At 41.5% G+C, this 14,648-nt stretch carries 13 protein-coding genes and 1 pseudogene; 7 read left to right on the forward strand and 7 right to left on the reverse strand.

Annotation, left to right across the window (positions count from 1 at the left end):
* Nucleotides 1–165: 165 nt before the first annotated feature.
* Nucleotides 166–1,698, reverse strand: coding sequence for an aspartate aminotransferase family protein (locus FTT72_RS14960; protein WP_168379197.1), 1,533 nt, complete (start codon nucleotides 1,696–1,698; stop codon nucleotides 166–168).
* A gap of 3 nt (nucleotides 1,699–1,701) precedes the next feature.
* The gene (locus tag FTT72_RS14965; protein WP_180022801.1) at nucleotides 1,702–3,075 is read right to left on the reverse strand and encodes a diaminobutyrate--2-oxoglutarate transaminase; all 1,374 of its coding nucleotides are present in this window, start codon (nucleotides 3,073–3,075) and stop codon (nucleotides 1,702–1,704) included.
* A gap of 483 nt (nucleotides 3,076–3,558) precedes the next feature.
* Between FTT72_RS14965 and FTT72_RS14970 the strand changes: the two genes are divergently transcribed.
* The 6 genes from FTT72_RS14970 (at nucleotide 3,559) to arsH (ending at nucleotide 9,301) form a co-directional block, all read left to right on the forward strand.
* Nucleotides 3,559–4,260, forward strand: a complete 702-nt coding sequence (locus FTT72_RS14970; protein ID WP_180178620.1) for an SIMPL domain-containing protein — start codon at nucleotides 3,559–3,561, stop codon at nucleotides 4,258–4,260.
* Between the two features lie 264 nt (nucleotides 4,261–4,524).
* Nucleotides 4,525–6,642, forward strand: coding sequence for a TonB-dependent receptor family protein (locus FTT72_RS14975; protein WP_373686932.1), 2,118 nt, complete (start codon nucleotides 4,525–4,527; stop codon nucleotides 6,640–6,642).
* A 113-nt stretch (nucleotides 6,643–6,755) separates the two neighbouring features.
* Nucleotides 6,756–7,085 (forward strand): metalloregulator ArsR/SmtB family transcription factor, encoded by a 330-nt coding sequence (locus tag FTT72_RS14980; RefSeq protein ID WP_180109214.1) that lies wholly within the window; start codon nucleotides 6,756–6,758, stop codon nucleotides 7,083–7,085.
* Nucleotides 7,082–7,555: an arsenate reductase ArsC gene (locus FTT72_RS14985; RefSeq protein ID WP_180178622.1), complete on the forward strand. Its 474-nt coding sequence runs from the start codon at nucleotides 7,082–7,084 to the stop codon at nucleotides 7,553–7,555. Before FTT72_RS14980 ends, FTT72_RS14985 begins: the two co-directional genes overlap by 4 nt.
* Nucleotides 7,555–8,595, forward strand: a complete 1,041-nt coding sequence (arsB, locus tag FTT72_RS14990; RefSeq protein ID WP_180178623.1) for an ACR3 family arsenite efflux transporter — start codon at nucleotides 7,555–7,557, stop codon at nucleotides 8,593–8,595. Before FTT72_RS14985 ends, arsB begins: the two co-directional genes overlap by 1 nt.
* Nucleotide 8,596: 1 nt before the next feature.
* Complete coding sequence (arsH, locus tag FTT72_RS14995) at nucleotides 8,597–9,301, forward strand: arsenical resistance protein ArsH (RefSeq protein WP_180178624.1); 705 nt, start codon at nucleotides 8,597–8,599, stop codon at nucleotides 9,299–9,301.
* A 58-nt stretch (nucleotides 9,302–9,359) separates the two neighbouring features.
* Here arsH and FTT72_RS15000 read toward each other — a convergent pair whose 3' ends face one another.
* The 4 genes from FTT72_RS15000 to FTT72_RS15015 form a co-directional block, all read right to left on the reverse strand.
* Nucleotides 9,360–9,878, reverse strand: coding sequence for a GNAT family N-acetyltransferase (locus FTT72_RS15000; protein ID WP_180178625.1), 519 nt, complete (start codon nucleotides 9,876–9,878; stop codon nucleotides 9,360–9,362).
* A 91-nt stretch (nucleotides 9,879–9,969) separates the two neighbouring features.
* Nucleotides 9,970–11,103, reverse strand: a complete 1,134-nt coding sequence (gene proB / locus FTT72_RS15005; protein ID WP_078190202.1) for a glutamate 5-kinase — start codon at nucleotides 11,101–11,103, stop codon at nucleotides 9,970–9,972.
* 40 nt (nucleotides 11,104–11,143) lie between these two features.
* On the reverse strand, nucleotides 11,144–12,358 hold the full coding sequence (gene cgtA / locus FTT72_RS15010; RefSeq protein ID WP_078190204.1) for an Obg family GTPase CgtA: 1,215 nt from the start codon (nucleotides 12,356–12,358) through the stop codon (nucleotides 11,144–11,146).
* Nucleotides 12,359–12,571: 213 nt separating this feature from the next.
* A complete protein-coding gene (locus FTT72_RS15015) occupies nucleotides 12,572–12,946 on the reverse strand; it encodes a helix-turn-helix domain-containing protein (RefSeq protein WP_078191873.1) in 375 nt (124 codons plus the stop codon).
* A gap of 115 nt (nucleotides 12,947–13,061) precedes the next feature.
* Between FTT72_RS15015 and FTT72_RS15020 the strand changes: the two genes are divergently transcribed.
* Nucleotides 13,062–13,916, forward strand: a complete 855-nt coding sequence (locus FTT72_RS15020; RefSeq protein WP_180178626.1) for an SDR family oxidoreductase — start codon at nucleotides 13,062–13,064, stop codon at nucleotides 13,914–13,916.
* A 56-nt stretch (nucleotides 13,917–13,972) separates the two neighbouring features.
* On the opposite strand, the pseudogene FTT72_RS15025 reads toward FTT72_RS15020, so the two are convergent.
* Nucleotides 13,973–14,524, reverse strand: a pseudogene (locus FTT72_RS15025) (hypothetical protein); the annotation flags it as partial.
* Between the last annotated feature and the right edge of the window lie 124 nt (nucleotides 14,525–14,648).

Below are 14,648 nucleotides of genomic sequence, written 5' to 3' on the forward strand. Positions count from 1 at the left end.
ATAATTCAAGTGAATTTGTTTGAAAGAAGAACTTTAAAAGCTTTATTTTCACCCGATAAAATACCCATAAAACAAGAGGAAGCTCAAATGAGCTTCCTCTTGTGAAAAATTGTGGGACAGCAGTGGCTCAAATGAGCTCCTTCTTCTACAACTACAAAATGATGATTAGTCAATTGCAGGAGTATATGTACCATCAGCAATTGGACCTTTGATACGATCCGCTTCTGCTAGCACAAGAGCAAGCAAGTTCTTCACGTTGTCTAAAGTTGCTACTGGGCTTAAAGTCGTCATTTTCAATGATTGAACCTGACCCACTTTAGTTACACCAATATTCGCTTCACCACGAGCAAACAATTCGTCTGCTACGTTTTGGTTCAATGTATCTAACAATTCTGCTGGGTAACCTGCTGGTACTACACGGAACAAAACAGATGCAAATTGAGGATCAACCAGCATTTCTAGACCGTCAGTTGCATTGATATAATCTGCAACATCACGTGTAAGACCTACACCATGATCGATCATCGAACCGTAAAGCTCTTCACCTAACGCTTCAACCGTCATCCACAATTTCAACGCGTCAAAACGACGTGTTGTTTGTAGTGACTTAGATACTAAGTTAGGAACGCCATGCTCTTCATCATAAGCAGAGTTTAAATACTCAGCTTCATAATGCATGAAACGATAGTTCGATTCATCTTTCAGCAAGAACGCGCCACATGAAATCGTTTGGAAGTAATGCTTATGGAAATCAAGCGTTACCGAGTCAGACAGTTCAATACCATCTAACATTGAACGATAGTCATTTGAAAGAATCAGTGCACCGCCCCATGCTGCGTCGATATGCATCCACGCGTCATATTTGTTGGTGATTGCACGCACTTCTTTCAATGGGTCAATTGCGCCTGCATCGGTTGTACCCGCAGTTGCAACCACACATGCTACAATTTTACCTTCAGCTTGAAGGTGCGCCATGGTTTTCTCAAGCGCGTCTATATCCATGCGTGCATTTGCATCTACAGGAACAGTGACAACAGATTGGAAACCCATACCCATCATGGCCATGTTCTTTTGCACAGAGAAGTGTGCATTTTCAGAACAGATCACTTTTACGTTACGCATTGCTTCCGCAGGTACGCCATCACGCTGAACAGACCACGGGTTACCGTTTTCGTCTTTCCAGTTTTTAGCAATACATGCATCACGTGCAAGCAAAACACCCATTAAGTTAGACTGCGTACCGCCAGAGGTGAATACACCTGCTTGACCTGCACCATAACCAACTTTTTGGCGAAGCCAGTCAATTAACTGAACTTCCATCAATGAACCGGCAGGGCTTTGATCCCATGAGTCCATAGATTGGTTTGTCGCGTTAATGAGCACTTCAGCGATTTGGCTTGTTACCATTGTTGGGCAATGCAAATGCGCTAAAGAATGTGGGTGATGTACTTTTAAGCTTTTGTTTAAGAACAGCTCAACCATACGGTCTAGTGATTTTTGTACACCCATACCTTCTTTTGAAGGATTGAATGCAATTGCACTACGAAGCTCTTTAATGCTACCGCCGGTGTACATTTTGTCATTTTGCAACCATGCAGAAACGGCTTTTACCGCTTCGCCCATTGCTGACTGATAGTCAGCAATGGATTGTGCATCATTGCAGAATAACGCTTTACGATGTTCTGCAAAATCTACCATGACTTATGCGCCTCGAGTTGCAACAAGTGCTTCAGCAAGTGCTTTCTTGAAGCGAACGATCACCTCAATACATTCAGCTTGGTTAATGATCAATGGGCAAAGTAAACGAATTACAGTACCGTTACGACCACCTTTTTCTAACAACAATTTGTTATCAAAACATGCTGCTTGAATTGCTGCTGCCAATTGAGAATCACCTGGTAAAGAACCCATGTGATCTGCTTTTTGACGTTCATCAACAATTTCAACACCAATCATCAAACCACGGCCGCGTACGTTACCGATACATGGGAATGCTACCGCTAATTTTTTAATTTCAGCTTGTAAGAAGTCGCCACGCTCTTGCGCGTTTTGAGCCAAGTTTTGTTCTTTGATGGTTTTGATTGTTGCAAGACCAGTACCCATAGCAAGCTGGTTACCACGGAATGTGCCCGTGTGACCCGCTGGCTGCCATGCGTCAAACTTACGTTTAATACCCAATACTGCAAGCGGTAAGCTGCCACCGACTGCTTTAGACATTACAACGACGTCTGGCTCGATACCTGCGTGTTCAAAGGCAAACATTTTACCTGAACGTGCAAAGCCTGCTTGTACTTCATCAAGAATCAACACGATGTTGTGCTTTTCAGTCACTTCGCGGATTTTCTTTAACCATTTTACAGGTGCAGTCACTACACCGCCTTCACCTTGGATTGCTTCCAAGATTACAGCTGCAGGTTTAGTTACACCGCTTTCTACGTCTTCAATGAAGTTTTCGAAATAATACGTTAATGCATCAACACCCGCTTCACCACCAATGCCTAATGGGCAACGGTATTCATGCGGATACGGCATAAATTGAACACCCGGCATTAAGCCGTTTACAGCATTTTTAGCAGACAAGTTACCTGTCATTGCTAAAGAACCGTGAGTCATACCATGGTAACCACCTGAGAAGCTGATTACTGAACTACGACCAGTGTAAGTTTTTGCTAATTTAATTGCTGCTTCTGTACCATCTGCACCAGATGGGCCACAGAACTGTAGACAATACTCTTCTTTACCACCAGGTAATTGCTCAAGTAGTGCTTCAGTAAAAGCATCTTTTAAAGGCGTTGTTAAATCCAAAGTATGCAATGGGAGGCCACTTGCAAGTGTGTCTTGGATACTTTGAATTACCGCAGGATGATTATGGCCTAATGCCAATGTTCCTGCCCCAGCTAAACAATCGAGGTACTCTGTACCTTCAACATCAGTAACCCAACAACCTAAAGCTTTTGCTATCGCAAGTGGAAGTTTACGCGGATAGCTACGAACATTGGATTCCATCTGGCTTTGGCGAGTCAAATAGTATTCGTTAGTAGAATTAGTGGCAGGGTTTACAGAAGAAACGCTCATATCGAATTACCATCTCTGATATGGGTTAAAAGAAATAAGTCGGGTGACTTGCGGTCCTTTGACTCGGTGCTTTATGAGTTCCAGTTAGTTTTAAGAGCTCTCTATATAATGGCTAACTAGAGGGCGGATGATACAGACTTTTTCAAGAAAATAAATCACTTTTATGATCAAATAAAAAGATAATTTAGAGAAAAAACAGATCTATTCCATGGATATCTTGAATTATCATCTTACAGTGTGACAAAACAAAGAAAACCTTTTTATTTTATGCTTTTTTACAACTTATGAATGATTATTGTAATCTTCAATTAATTAAACAACTAAGCACTGATTATTTAAATAAATATTCATCAAGCACTGCATTTATTTTTCTTGAAAGATTTACAATCCCACCACAGATTTTCCTTTAATCCATCACAATCCCCTTTTAAGATAACAGCATAAGCTAAATTAGTCATTCTGAAAGAAGAATAGGTCATAACAATGCGTAAAATTATCTTATCTACTGTTTTATTAGCATCCAGTCTAGGTTTGGCAGCAGCAACTCAAGCAGCTGACCCACTCAATTACAACATCGTGAACATTCAGGCGGATGCTACTCGCCAAGTGTCGAACGACCAAATGTATGCCGTTTTATATATTGAAAAATCAAATAAACAACCGGCTGAACTTGCTACCCAAATCAACCAATTGATGACCCAAGCGGTGAACACAGCCCGTAAATACCCTGCGGTAAAAATCGAAACGGGATCTCAAAGCACCTACCCGATTTATGACAATGACAGTCGTAAATTGAAAGAATGGCGTGGTCGTGCCGAAGTGCGTTTAGAAAGTACAGACTTTAAAGCAGCTAGCCAATTGGTGAGCGAGTTACAACAAAATTTCCAAACTCAATCCATCAGCTTTAGTGTGTCAGATGCACAGCGTAAAAAAGTTGAAAATGAACTGATGGTTGAAGTATCCAAAAACTTTCAACAACGTGCCCAAGCGCTCGCTCAGGCATGGAATAAATCAGGCTATAACTTAGTTAATATCAATTTAAATACCAGCAATTATGGTGGTCAGCCAGTTCCGCGTATGGCGATGATGAAAGCTGCAAGTGCCGATGTTATTCCTGAACAAGAAATGGCAGGTGGTGAATCTAAAATCACGGTCAGTGCAAATGGCTCTATCCAGTTCAAATAATTAAATTCATTTTAAGAAACCGTGCTTTAGCGCGGTTTTTTGACTATAAATTACACCTATTCTTTATTTAAATTAAAAAGTCTATTAGCTTAATCATATTCATAGATTTAAATGATAATCATCCTTATTTAAATTTATTACACTCAAGATTATGATACGCGCACTCTCTCCATTGCTCACACTTTTATGTATAGTTCAAGCAAAAAATCTCCAAAGCTTCAAAATTTCCCGTTATTACCGCTGAGTATTGCGGTAGGTATAAGCATGGTTGCCACTTTGGCTTCAGCTGCTGAAAATACAGAGATAGCGCAAGCAAATGTTTTGCCAACCATCACCATTGAAACTCAAGGGAACTGGCTGGAAAACGCCAATGAAAAAAAGGTGCAAAAGCATGCCGGTGCGCGGACCATCATTGACCGTAAACGCTTAAACGAAAGCGCAGCAACATCTCTTAAAGATGCGTTACGCCAAGTTCCCGGCGTTCAGGTTCAAGAAAATAATGGTACTGGCGGTAGCGATGTTTCATTAAATATTGGCGTTCGAGGATTAACCTCTCGCCTCTCTCCACGTTCAACCGTGTTGATCGATGGCATCCCAATGTCATTTGCACCGTATGGCCAACCACAGCTTTCGATGGCGCCTGTCTCTTTAGGAAATATAGAATCTGTTGATGTAGTCCGTGGTGCAGGTTCTGTCCGTTTTGGACCACAAAATGTCGGCGGTATTATCAACTTTGCCACACGTAGCATTCCTGAAGACTTTAAAGGTACAGTGGCATTAAACTCTGAATATGCAACAGGTACAGATCAGGTAAAATTAAGTCCTAGTCTGTTTGTTGGTGGAACATTAGATAATGGTTTAGGTCTTGCCTTGCTTTATTCAGGCACTAAAGGCAACGGTTATCGTGAAGCGAACAATAAAAATGACATTGATGATGTCATGTTAAAAACCGCTTATGACATCACTGATCAGGATAAAATCGCATTAAATTTCCATCACTACGATGGTACAGGTGAAATGCCTGAAGGTTTAAGTGCTGCTGAATTCGAAGCAAATCCGTATCAAACGTCGCATTATCGTGACTTTTTCACTGGCCGTCGTTCAGATGTATCTTTACGTTATACACATAAAGATGACACGAATAACTTTGAACTTTTAAGTTATTACATCGATTCATTCCGTACCAGCAACCTTGAATCTACTTTAGCCAATGGCAATCATCGCTTAGATACTTCACCACGTGATTATAAAGTCTTTGCCATTGAGCCACGTTATTCACGTAACTATAGCTTAGGAAGTACGCTGAATGAAGTGACCGTCGGTTACCGTTATATGGACGAAGAGAGCACCGAGTTCGCAGGCCGTACTGAATACGCAGCAGATGCAGAACCCGGTCAGTTTATAGCACGTACCCGCAGTGCGGGTGGCACCAAAGCACACGCTGCTTATATCGATAACCGTATAGAATTGGGTAAATGGAATATTACACCCGGCGTTCGTTTTGAATCGATTGACACCCAAAACAGTTTTAGTGCCTATAAAAATGGCGTATTACAAAATACTGTTCATCCATCGATCCAATCAGATGAATTTTTGCCAAGTTTAGCTATCCTGTATAAAGCAACAGACCATTGGAATTTCTTTGCCAATGCCGGTGTCTCTTTTGGTCCACAGCAATATAACCAGTTAGCAACAACGCAAGGTACTACAGCGGTCACCACCTTAGATGGCTTACATCCTGAAAAGTCTAATAACTATGAAATTGGTACCAAATATTTAGGCAATGGTTTGAGTGCTGAATTGACTGCGTTTTATCTAGATTTTGACAAAGAACTGATTTTAGAACGTGATGCTGCAAACAATGGCATTTGGACTGACCTCGGTGCTACAAGTCATAAAGGGATCGAAACCGGTTTTAGCTATGACTTTGGACATTTAGCTGACAATCTCGAAGGCTTAAAAGCCTATGGTAATTACACCTATACCAAAGCGGTTGCTGAAGCAGGTAACTTTAAAGGTAAAGATTTGCCCTTCTATTCACAAAATGTCGCAAACTTTGGCTTAGGTTATAAATATGATGCTTGGTCCATCAATGCCGACATGTATGCACAATCTAAACAACGTGCCCCAGGCAACCAAGATTCTAACATCTACCAAACTGAAGAAACAGCAAATGGTAAACTAGGCGATATTCCAGGCTATTCAACTTTTGCTGTGCGTACAGGCTATGACTTTGGCGGTTCGCTACAAGGGGTTAAAGTTGCTGCTGGTATTAAGAATGTCTTTGATAAACAGTATTTCACCCGTTCATCAGATGCAACAGGTGGTAAATATATTGGTCAGCCACGTACTTTCTTCTTACAAACTTCATTCGACTTTTAAACTGATCTAAATATAAAAATCCCACCAAGTGTGGGATTTTTATTGAAGAACACATATGGACATCCATATATTCATATGTAAATATATATGCAAATCCATATATACAGATAAACATGGAACAGACTGAATTTTTCAAATTACTTGCAGATGAGACTCGTCTGAACATCATCATGCTGTTGGCATGTAAAGGTGAACTCTGCGTCTGCGAACTCACCGAGTCCCTTGAATTAAGCCAACCCAAAATTTCGCGCCATCTAGCGCTACTACGGTCATCTAGTGTTTTGAGTGATCAACGCAAAGGTCAATGGGTCTATTACTCCATTCACCCTGCACTGCCTACTTGGTGTACACAAATACTTGATGTCATGCGTCACCAAGAACGATTTAAAAATCTCGATTTAAACTCTCCGAAAGGCACTACAACATTGTGTGAAACGCTATGAATTTTTTATTTCTATGTACTGGCAATAGCTGCCGCAGCATTTTATCCGAAGTACTTTTTAACCATCGTGCCCCTGAAGGTTTCCATGCCTATAGCGCAGGTAGTAAACCTTCAGGACAAGTCCACCCGTTTACCTTGAAAACCCTACAAAACCTCAATCTACCGACTGAGGGTTTGTCGAGTAAAACCATCGCAGCATGTGAACAATATCAACCCGATGTGGTAATTACCGTCTGTGGTTCTGCCGCTCAAGAAGCTTGCCCAATTTACTTAGGCTCTGCCATCAAAGCCCACTGGGGCTTAGAAGATCCTTCCCATTTAGAGCTTGTATATGACATAAAACTTGCAGCATTTCTTGATACCGTGGCGCATATTAACCGCCGTTTAGATGCTTTATTTGCACTCGATTTTACGCAATTAAGTCGTGAAGAACTCAACCTAGAAATCCAAAAAATTTCAGAGATCCAATAATGGCTGCTGCAAAACTGTCATTTCTAGACCGCAATCTAACGCTATGGATTTTTATCGCAATGGGGCTAGGCATTGCGATTGGCGTCTATATTCCAAGTGCTTCAAGAGCTTTAAATCAACTCAATATCGGTGATGTCAATATTGCGATTGCCATTGGTTTAATCCTGATGATGTATCCGCCTTTGGCCAAAGTGGATTACAAAGCGCTGCCTGAAGTGTTTAAAGATAAACGTACCTTATACCTATCACTGGTTCAAAATTGGTTAATCGCACCTTGCCTGATGTTTATTTTGGCGATCGTGTTTTTACAACACTACCCTGAATACATGACCGGTTTGATTCTGATTGGTTTAGCACGTTGCATTGCGATGGTTCTGGTTTGGAATGATCTCGCTTGTGGGGATAACCAATACGTAGCGGCTTTAGTGGCCTTTAACAGTATTTTCCAAATTGCATTTTTTAGTACCTACGCATGGTTCTTTTTGAGTTTTTTACCGCCTTATTTTGGTATAGAAGCACAAGTGATCCAAGTCAGCTTTTGGACCATCACACATGCAGTATTGGTGTATCTAGGTATTCCCTTCCTGCTCGGTTTCCTGACGCGTGCCATATTGGTAAAACAAAAAGGTCTGGCTTGGTATAAAAATCAATTTATACCCAAAATCAGCCCCATCAGTTTAATGGCATTACTCTTTACCATTGTGGTGATGTTTAGCCTCAAAGGTGCAGATGTCGTGAGCCTTCCAATGGATGTACTGCGTATTGGCATTCCCCTCACGATCTACTTTGTGGTGATGTTTTTCATTAGCTTTTTGATGAGCAAATGGATGGGTAATAATTACGCCAAAACCACTGCCATATCCTTTACCGCAGCGGGTAATAATTTTGAACTTGCCCTCGCTGTTGCCATCGCCACCTTTGGTATTGCATCTCCGATTGCATTTACCACGATTATTGGCCCATTGGTTGAAGTCCCTGTACTAATTGCATTAGTGAGTGTATCGCTATGGTTAAAACGAAAATGGTATAAAGAGAACTAAAATGAAGCTCCCCAATATTCAACTAGATCTACTTGAAACACCGCGTTTTGAACAAGTTCAAGCTAAAGCACTTGAACATCCGCCACGCATTCTGCTGCTATATGGCTCTAACCGTGAACGCTCATTTAGCCGTTTAACGGTATTGGAGGCGGGTCGAATCCTTGAACATTTTGGTGCAGAAGTCAAAATCTTTCATCCTAAAGGTCTTCCTCTGCCTGAAGATGCTGAAACCTCCCATCCTAAAGTTCAGGAATTACATGAATTGCTTGCATGGTCTGAAGGCATGGTATGGTGTTCGCCAGAACGACATGGCGCGATGAGTTCTATATTGAAAGCACAAATTGATTGGATTCCTTTAGCCGCTGGTGCCATTCGTGCTACTCAAGGTAAAACGCTGGCGTTAATGCAAGTCAGTGGCGGTTCGCAATCCTTCAATGCTGTTAACCAAATGCGAATCCTTGGGCGTTGGATGCGGATGATCACGATTCCAAATCAATCATCCGTTGCAAAAGCATTTTTAGAATTTGATGAAAATGACCGCATGAAACCTTCCTCCTATTACACTCGCATTGTCGATGTAATGGAGGAACTATATAAATTTACCCTACTCACACGTGGTCAATCTGCCTACCTTACAGATCGCTATTCTGAACGAGTTGAAAGTGCAGAAAAACACTCTAAACGGGTTAATCAAAAGAACCTTTAATGGAAAAACTCCTGCATCTTTGCAGGAGTTTTGGTCTAAAAAATTCATCAACTTTATCTTAAGACAATAATTTATAAAATAATGTCGTTGAATCTATTGTACCCGTATGGCTCAATGCAAATTGCGGAATGATCCCAGCTTTTATAAAGTTAAATTTTTCATACAGCTTTTCAGAAACATCGCCTGTACGCGTATCAAGTACAAGTAATTTCAAGTTCAAGTGTTTTGCTTGATCTTCTGCAAGTATTAATAGTTGATGAGCAATGCCTCGCTGACGTACCTTTGGATGCACCATAAGTTTTTCAATCTCAGCACGATGCAGTGCATTGGCTTTGGTGGCACGAACCAATTGTACTGTGCCCACAATTTCACCGCTTTGTAGCGCCGCCCACAAAAAGGTTTTATGCTTTTGAATATCCTTTGCCACAGCAGACCAATATTCATCATAGTGCGACTTAGATTCTTCAGCTAAAAAACCCAGTGATGCACCATCTTGCACACATTGTGCCAATAATTCGCATAGTTGAGCCTGCTCATCTTTTAGATCTTGAATATTTAAATATTGAATTTCGCTCATATTCTTCTCGTCTTATTACTATTTTTATCGTTATATTCAAATGACATGCCATAAAAAATCCCGCTCGGAAGCAGGATTTTGATCTTTCAATTTAGTAAATTGACATATGATTGCGATGGATCATTTCAAGTGATCGGGCTTCCCCTAAAACTTGATGAACTTTATCTGAGGCCAAACCTTTAACGATTTCTGCCGAACGTGAACTGAAGTTTACACGACCTACGGCAACACGATGACCTTGTGTATCGACACATTCCACCACATCACCACGTTCAAAATGCCCTTCAACCGCTTTCACGCCTACAGGTAATAAACTGCGGTGATTATCACGAATGGCTTTGACTGCGCCATCATCAATCACTAAACGACCAGCTGTTTGTAAATGTGCAGCTAACCATTGTTGATGGGCTGTGACACGGTCATTATCCGTAATGAATAAGGTACCGAGTAATTCACCGGCCATGACACGTGAAAGTACATTGTCGCTATCGCCGCTCGCAATCACTGTTGGACAACCTGACTTGGCGGCCAAACGTGCCGCACGAACTTTGGTCAACATACCGCCACGACCGAATTTACCGCCGCCGCCCGCCATATCGAATAATGATTCATCCATTGCACGTACTGTATGGAACAGTTTTGCGTCTGGATTGGAACGTGGGTCAGAGTCGAACATACCTTCTTGGTCAGTTAGAATCACCAAGAGGTCTGCATGAACCTGTCCAGCCACCATCGCAGCTAAAGTATCGTTATCGCCAAAGCGGATTTCGTCAGTCGACACTGTGTCATTTTCATTGATCACAGGAATCACACGCCAATCGATCAAATGCTGCAAAGCATCACAAGAGTTCAAATAGCGACGACGGTCTGCCAAGTCATCATGCGTTAACAGAACTTGCGCTGTGCGTATCGAACGTTGTTCTAATACGCTAGACCAAGTATGAATTAAGCCCATCTGACCAATGGCAGCACAAGCCTGTAGACTGGGTAGATCTGTGGGTCGGTTGTCCAAATTCATACGTACCATCCCTTCAGCCACAGCACCGGAAGACACAAGAATGATCTCGTGTCCTGCATTGTGTAGTTCTGCAATTTGTCCCGCCCAATGCGAGATTGCATCCAGATCTAACCCTTTTCCGTTTGCTGTGAGTAGTGATGATCCGATTTTAACAACGATACGTTTACAACCCTTGAGCTGACGTTGCCCATCTACCACTTCTATCATCTTGTCCTCAGACTTGTTTGCTTTGACACTTATTCAGCAATTAACGTACGTAGTACGATTCTGCCTCATCATCACCGTCTTCAAATTCATCATCAAAGTCTTCACCTTGACCTGCCAGACGTTGTTGACGACGCATTTCACGATATGCTTCTTTCGCCGCAAGCGTTTGCTCACGTGTTTCAGCTTCAAGCTGATCACGGAATGCTTTAACTTCTGCAGCATATTCAGGATCTTCAGTTTCGCGTTCGCGCTGCTCTTCAATTTGATCCATCAGGTAATACACAACGTCTTTAGTACCTTCAAACGTTAAACCTGAAGTTTTGAATACAGGGCCTTTCCACTGCAACTCTTCGAGAATGTGATCACACCATTCATCACGCGTTTCAGCCGCCAATTGGTCTACTTTATTGAGTACCAATACAACAGGTAATTTTGAAAGTGTTGGGGAGAATTTTTTCAACTCTTCCAAAATTGCTTTTGCATTGTACGCAGGGTCAGAACCATCAATCGGTTGCACATCTACGATGTGTAATAAAATACGTGTACGTGCCAAGTGTTTCAGGAATCGAATACCTAGACCTGCACCTTCTGCAGCCCCTTCGATTAGACCCGGAATATCCGCCATTACAAATGAACGGTGACTATCGGCATCAACCACACCTAGGTTTGGCACCATAGTGGTAAATGGATAATCTGCAACTTTTGGTTTTGCTGCTGAAACTGCACGGATAAAAGTTGATTTACCCGCATTTGGCATACCCAACAAACCAACGTCTGCGAGTACTTTTAATTCAAGACGAATTTCACGATATTCGCCTTTTGAGCCGTGTGTACATTTACGTGGAGAACGGTTTGTTGAAGATTTGAAGTGAGTATTACCCAAACCACCTTCACCACCTGCTGCCACTAACACACGCTGACCGTCAGCCACTAAGTCGCCGATGATATCGCCAGATTCTGTATCTACAATTGTTGTGCCCACTGGAACGAGCAATACGGTATCTTCACCGCCACGGCCTGAGCAGTTCGCTCCACGACCATTTTTAGCACGTTCTGCACGGAATTTACGTGTATAACGATAATCTACTAGGGTACTTGTGTCGTTGTCGGCTTGAACGTATACGTTACCGCCACGACCACCATCACCACCATCTGGACCACCAAATGGTACGAATTTTTCACGGCGAAAACTGGCTACGCCATTGCCACCGTCGCCAGCCTCTACGGTAATGACTGCTTCATCAACAAAGCGCATGTTTGCCAATCCTCTAAAAACTTTAAAACCGCTTATTCTGCCATATTTTAAAGAATTTCTCGAACAATATTATTCAGCAATACTATAAATTTCATTCATCTTGGTACTGATGCAAATTTTTAGGAAAATCCGCACCTCACTCGAAAATCTTTAGCTCATCATCAAAATACCTTTGATAAATGGCAAACGAATTTCACTCCCCATTTCCGAAAGCTATTTACGTGCATTTTCCTTAGCTTCAATAATTTCAGGCAAGGTTCGTTCAACCCAACCAATCAGATGCATTAACTTTTCTGCAGCCTGTGAGCCCATTAAAGTCAGTTGATATTCAACTTTGGGTGGCACGACTGGATAGACTGTCCGTAAGATAAAACCATCTTGCTCGAGCATTTTCAGCGTTTGAGCCAGCATCTTTTCGCTCACCCCTTCGATCCGCTGCTTAAGTTCACTAAAACGGTGTACCCCTTCAGTCAAACAACGCAAAACTAATACTGACCATTTATTGGTGAGATGTTCCAATATTTCTCGAGAAGGACAGTCCGTGGATAAAACTTGACCTAATAACTTACTTGTAGCGTATGTGTTCATTAAATCTTTCCTCAAAGTCACTGACTTACTTTTTGGTACGTACTTACATTTAGTAAGTTAACAGATTAAGATTCAACCATCAAGATCATTTATTCAACAATCAGAGGGTTTAAATATGAAAATCGCAATTACAGGTGCAACAGGTCAACTAGGCAAATTGGTCCTTCAATTTTTATTGAAAGAAACCGCGGCCGAAAACATCATCGCTTTAGTTCGCTCACCAGAAAAAGTAGCATCTCTACAAGCTCAAGGCATCGAACTTCGTCATTTTGACTATGATCAACCAGATACACTTGTTCCTGCACTACAAGGTGTCGATAAATTATTACTCATTTCCGCCAATGAAATTGGTCGGCGTACTCCACAACACAAAGCCGTAATTGATGCTGCAGTAGAAGCAAAGGTTCCATATATTGCTTATACCAGCCTGTTACGTGCTGATACATCGCCATTGGGTTTATCTCAAGAACATCGTGAAACAGAAAGTCTGATTCAAGCTAGTGGTTTAACCTATACCTTCTTACGAAATAACTGGTATGTCGAAAACTATCTTGCTGCTGCAGGACATGTGGTTGAAACAGGTACCTTATTTGGTGCAGCAAAGGATGGGAAAATTAATGCAGCGACCCGTGCTGAGTATGCTGAAGCAGCTGCAAAAGTACTTACAAGCTCTGGTCATGAGAATAAAACCTATGAACTTGCAAGCTCAGACAGCTTCACCTTGGCACAGCTTGCTGAAACCTTACAGCAAGTTTCAGGTCAAAAGGTCCACTATCAAAATCTAACCGCTGAAGACTACACACAAGGCCTATTACAAGCTGGCTTACCCGCTGGTCTTGTAGATGTGATCGTCGATGCCGATATCAATAGCATTGACGGTGCAATGCAAAGTGATCGTAAAGACTTGGAACAGTTACTCGGTCACCCAACCACTTCTCTACGTAGTGCTGTTGAAGCTGCTTTAAAATAAGATCGAACAAAAAAAAGCCCGGATTGATTCGGGCTTTTTTTTGAGTTGAATCACGCTTATGGATGTACATTTTTTATCGGCAAATCCATATTCATATCTAAATTTGCCTTGGTATTACGCTCTGCGTTATACATCGTGGCATTAAAGGTTGCGATTTTTCGCATGGTCATCGGGTCATTGAGTTTGAGTTGTGGTGCAAACTGATGTACCACATGCAAATCGACTTTTTCATTAAACTCAAAATACACTGGACCATTAAAATTTATTCGAATAGGAATGTTATAGGTTCTTTTCAAATGAAAAGGCACATCTAACTTGACAGGAATATCCATTTTTAACGGAAATTTCGGCACTAGTTTATTTTTAATCACCAAATCTGTGGTCGCCTCAAGCGGCATCGTCTGGTTAATTTGAATATTGGTGGAATAATCAATATCAACAGAAATGGGAACCTCTACACTAAACTGCAAATCTGCCAGATATTTTCCCTTCAAGGGTAGTTGCAGCTTCCGATCTAAAGCAATCTGCGTATCCAACGTCCCGATGGACTGCGTTTGCAAATAATTGCAAACGAAAATTTTGGTGGGTAGTGAATGCGACAATTGAATATAGCCAAATACTTAAAAATATAGAACAATAGAAACATGGGATATTCAAAAGATTTTAAAGACAAAGTCATAGAAATTATGACTAGAGATAAAATGTCTGTGCGAAAAGCAGCACAGCATTTTA

The sequence above is a fragment of the Acinetobacter sp. YH01005 genome (genome assembly GCF_013420465.1).
In the GTDB taxonomy this organism is placed as follows: Bacteria; Pseudomonadota; Gammaproteobacteria; order Pseudomonadales; family Moraxellaceae; genus Acinetobacter; species Acinetobacter amyesii.

Bases quoted from the DNA above. Each gene is read 5' to 3' on its own strand.
- FTT72_RS14960 (WP_168379197.1), bottom strand. From the start codon at position 1,698: ATGGTAGATTTTGCAGAACATCGTAAAGCGTTATTCTGCAATGATGCA.
- FTT72_RS14965 (WP_180022801.1), bottom strand. From the start codon at position 3,075: ATGAGCGTTTCTTCTGTAAACCCTGCCACTAATTCTACTAACGAATAC.
- arsH (WP_180178624.1), top strand. From the start codon at position 8,597: ATGAAGCTCCCCAATATTCAACTAGATCTACTTGAAACACCGCGTTTT.
- cgtA (WP_078190204.1), bottom strand. From the start codon at position 12,358: ATGCGCTTTGTTGATGAAGCAGTCATTACCGTAGAGGCTGGCGACGGT.
- FTT72_RS14980 (WP_180109214.1), top strand. From the start codon at position 6,756: ATGGAACAGACTGAATTTTTCAAATTACTTGCAGATGAGACTCGTCTG.
- FTT72_RS14975 (WP_373686932.1), top strand. From the start codon at position 4,525: ATGGTTGCCACTTTGGCTTCAGCTGCTGAAAATACAGAGATAGCGCAA.
- FTT72_RS14970 (WP_180178620.1), top strand. From the start codon at position 3,559: ATGCGTAAAATTATCTTATCTACTGTTTTATTAGCATCCAGTCTAGGT.
- arsB (WP_180178623.1), top strand. From the start codon at position 7,555: ATGGCTGCTGCAAAACTGTCATTTCTAGACCGCAATCTAACGCTATGG.
- FTT72_RS15020 (WP_180178626.1), top strand. From the start codon at position 13,062: ATGAAAATCGCAATTACAGGTGCAACAGGTCAACTAGGCAAATTGGTC.
- proB (WP_078190202.1), bottom strand. From the start codon at position 11,103: ATGATAGAAGTGGTAGATGGGCAACGTCAGCTCAAGGGTTGTAAACGT.
- FTT72_RS14985 (WP_180178622.1), top strand. From the start codon at position 7,082: ATGAATTTTTTATTTCTATGTACTGGCAATAGCTGCCGCAGCATTTTA.
- FTT72_RS15000 (WP_180178625.1), bottom strand. From the start codon at position 9,878: ATGAGCGAAATTCAATATTTAAATATTCAAGATCTAAAAGATGAGCAG.
- FTT72_RS15015 (WP_078191873.1), bottom strand. From the start codon at position 12,946: ATGAACACATACGCTACAAGTAAGTTATTAGGTCAAGTTTTATCCACG.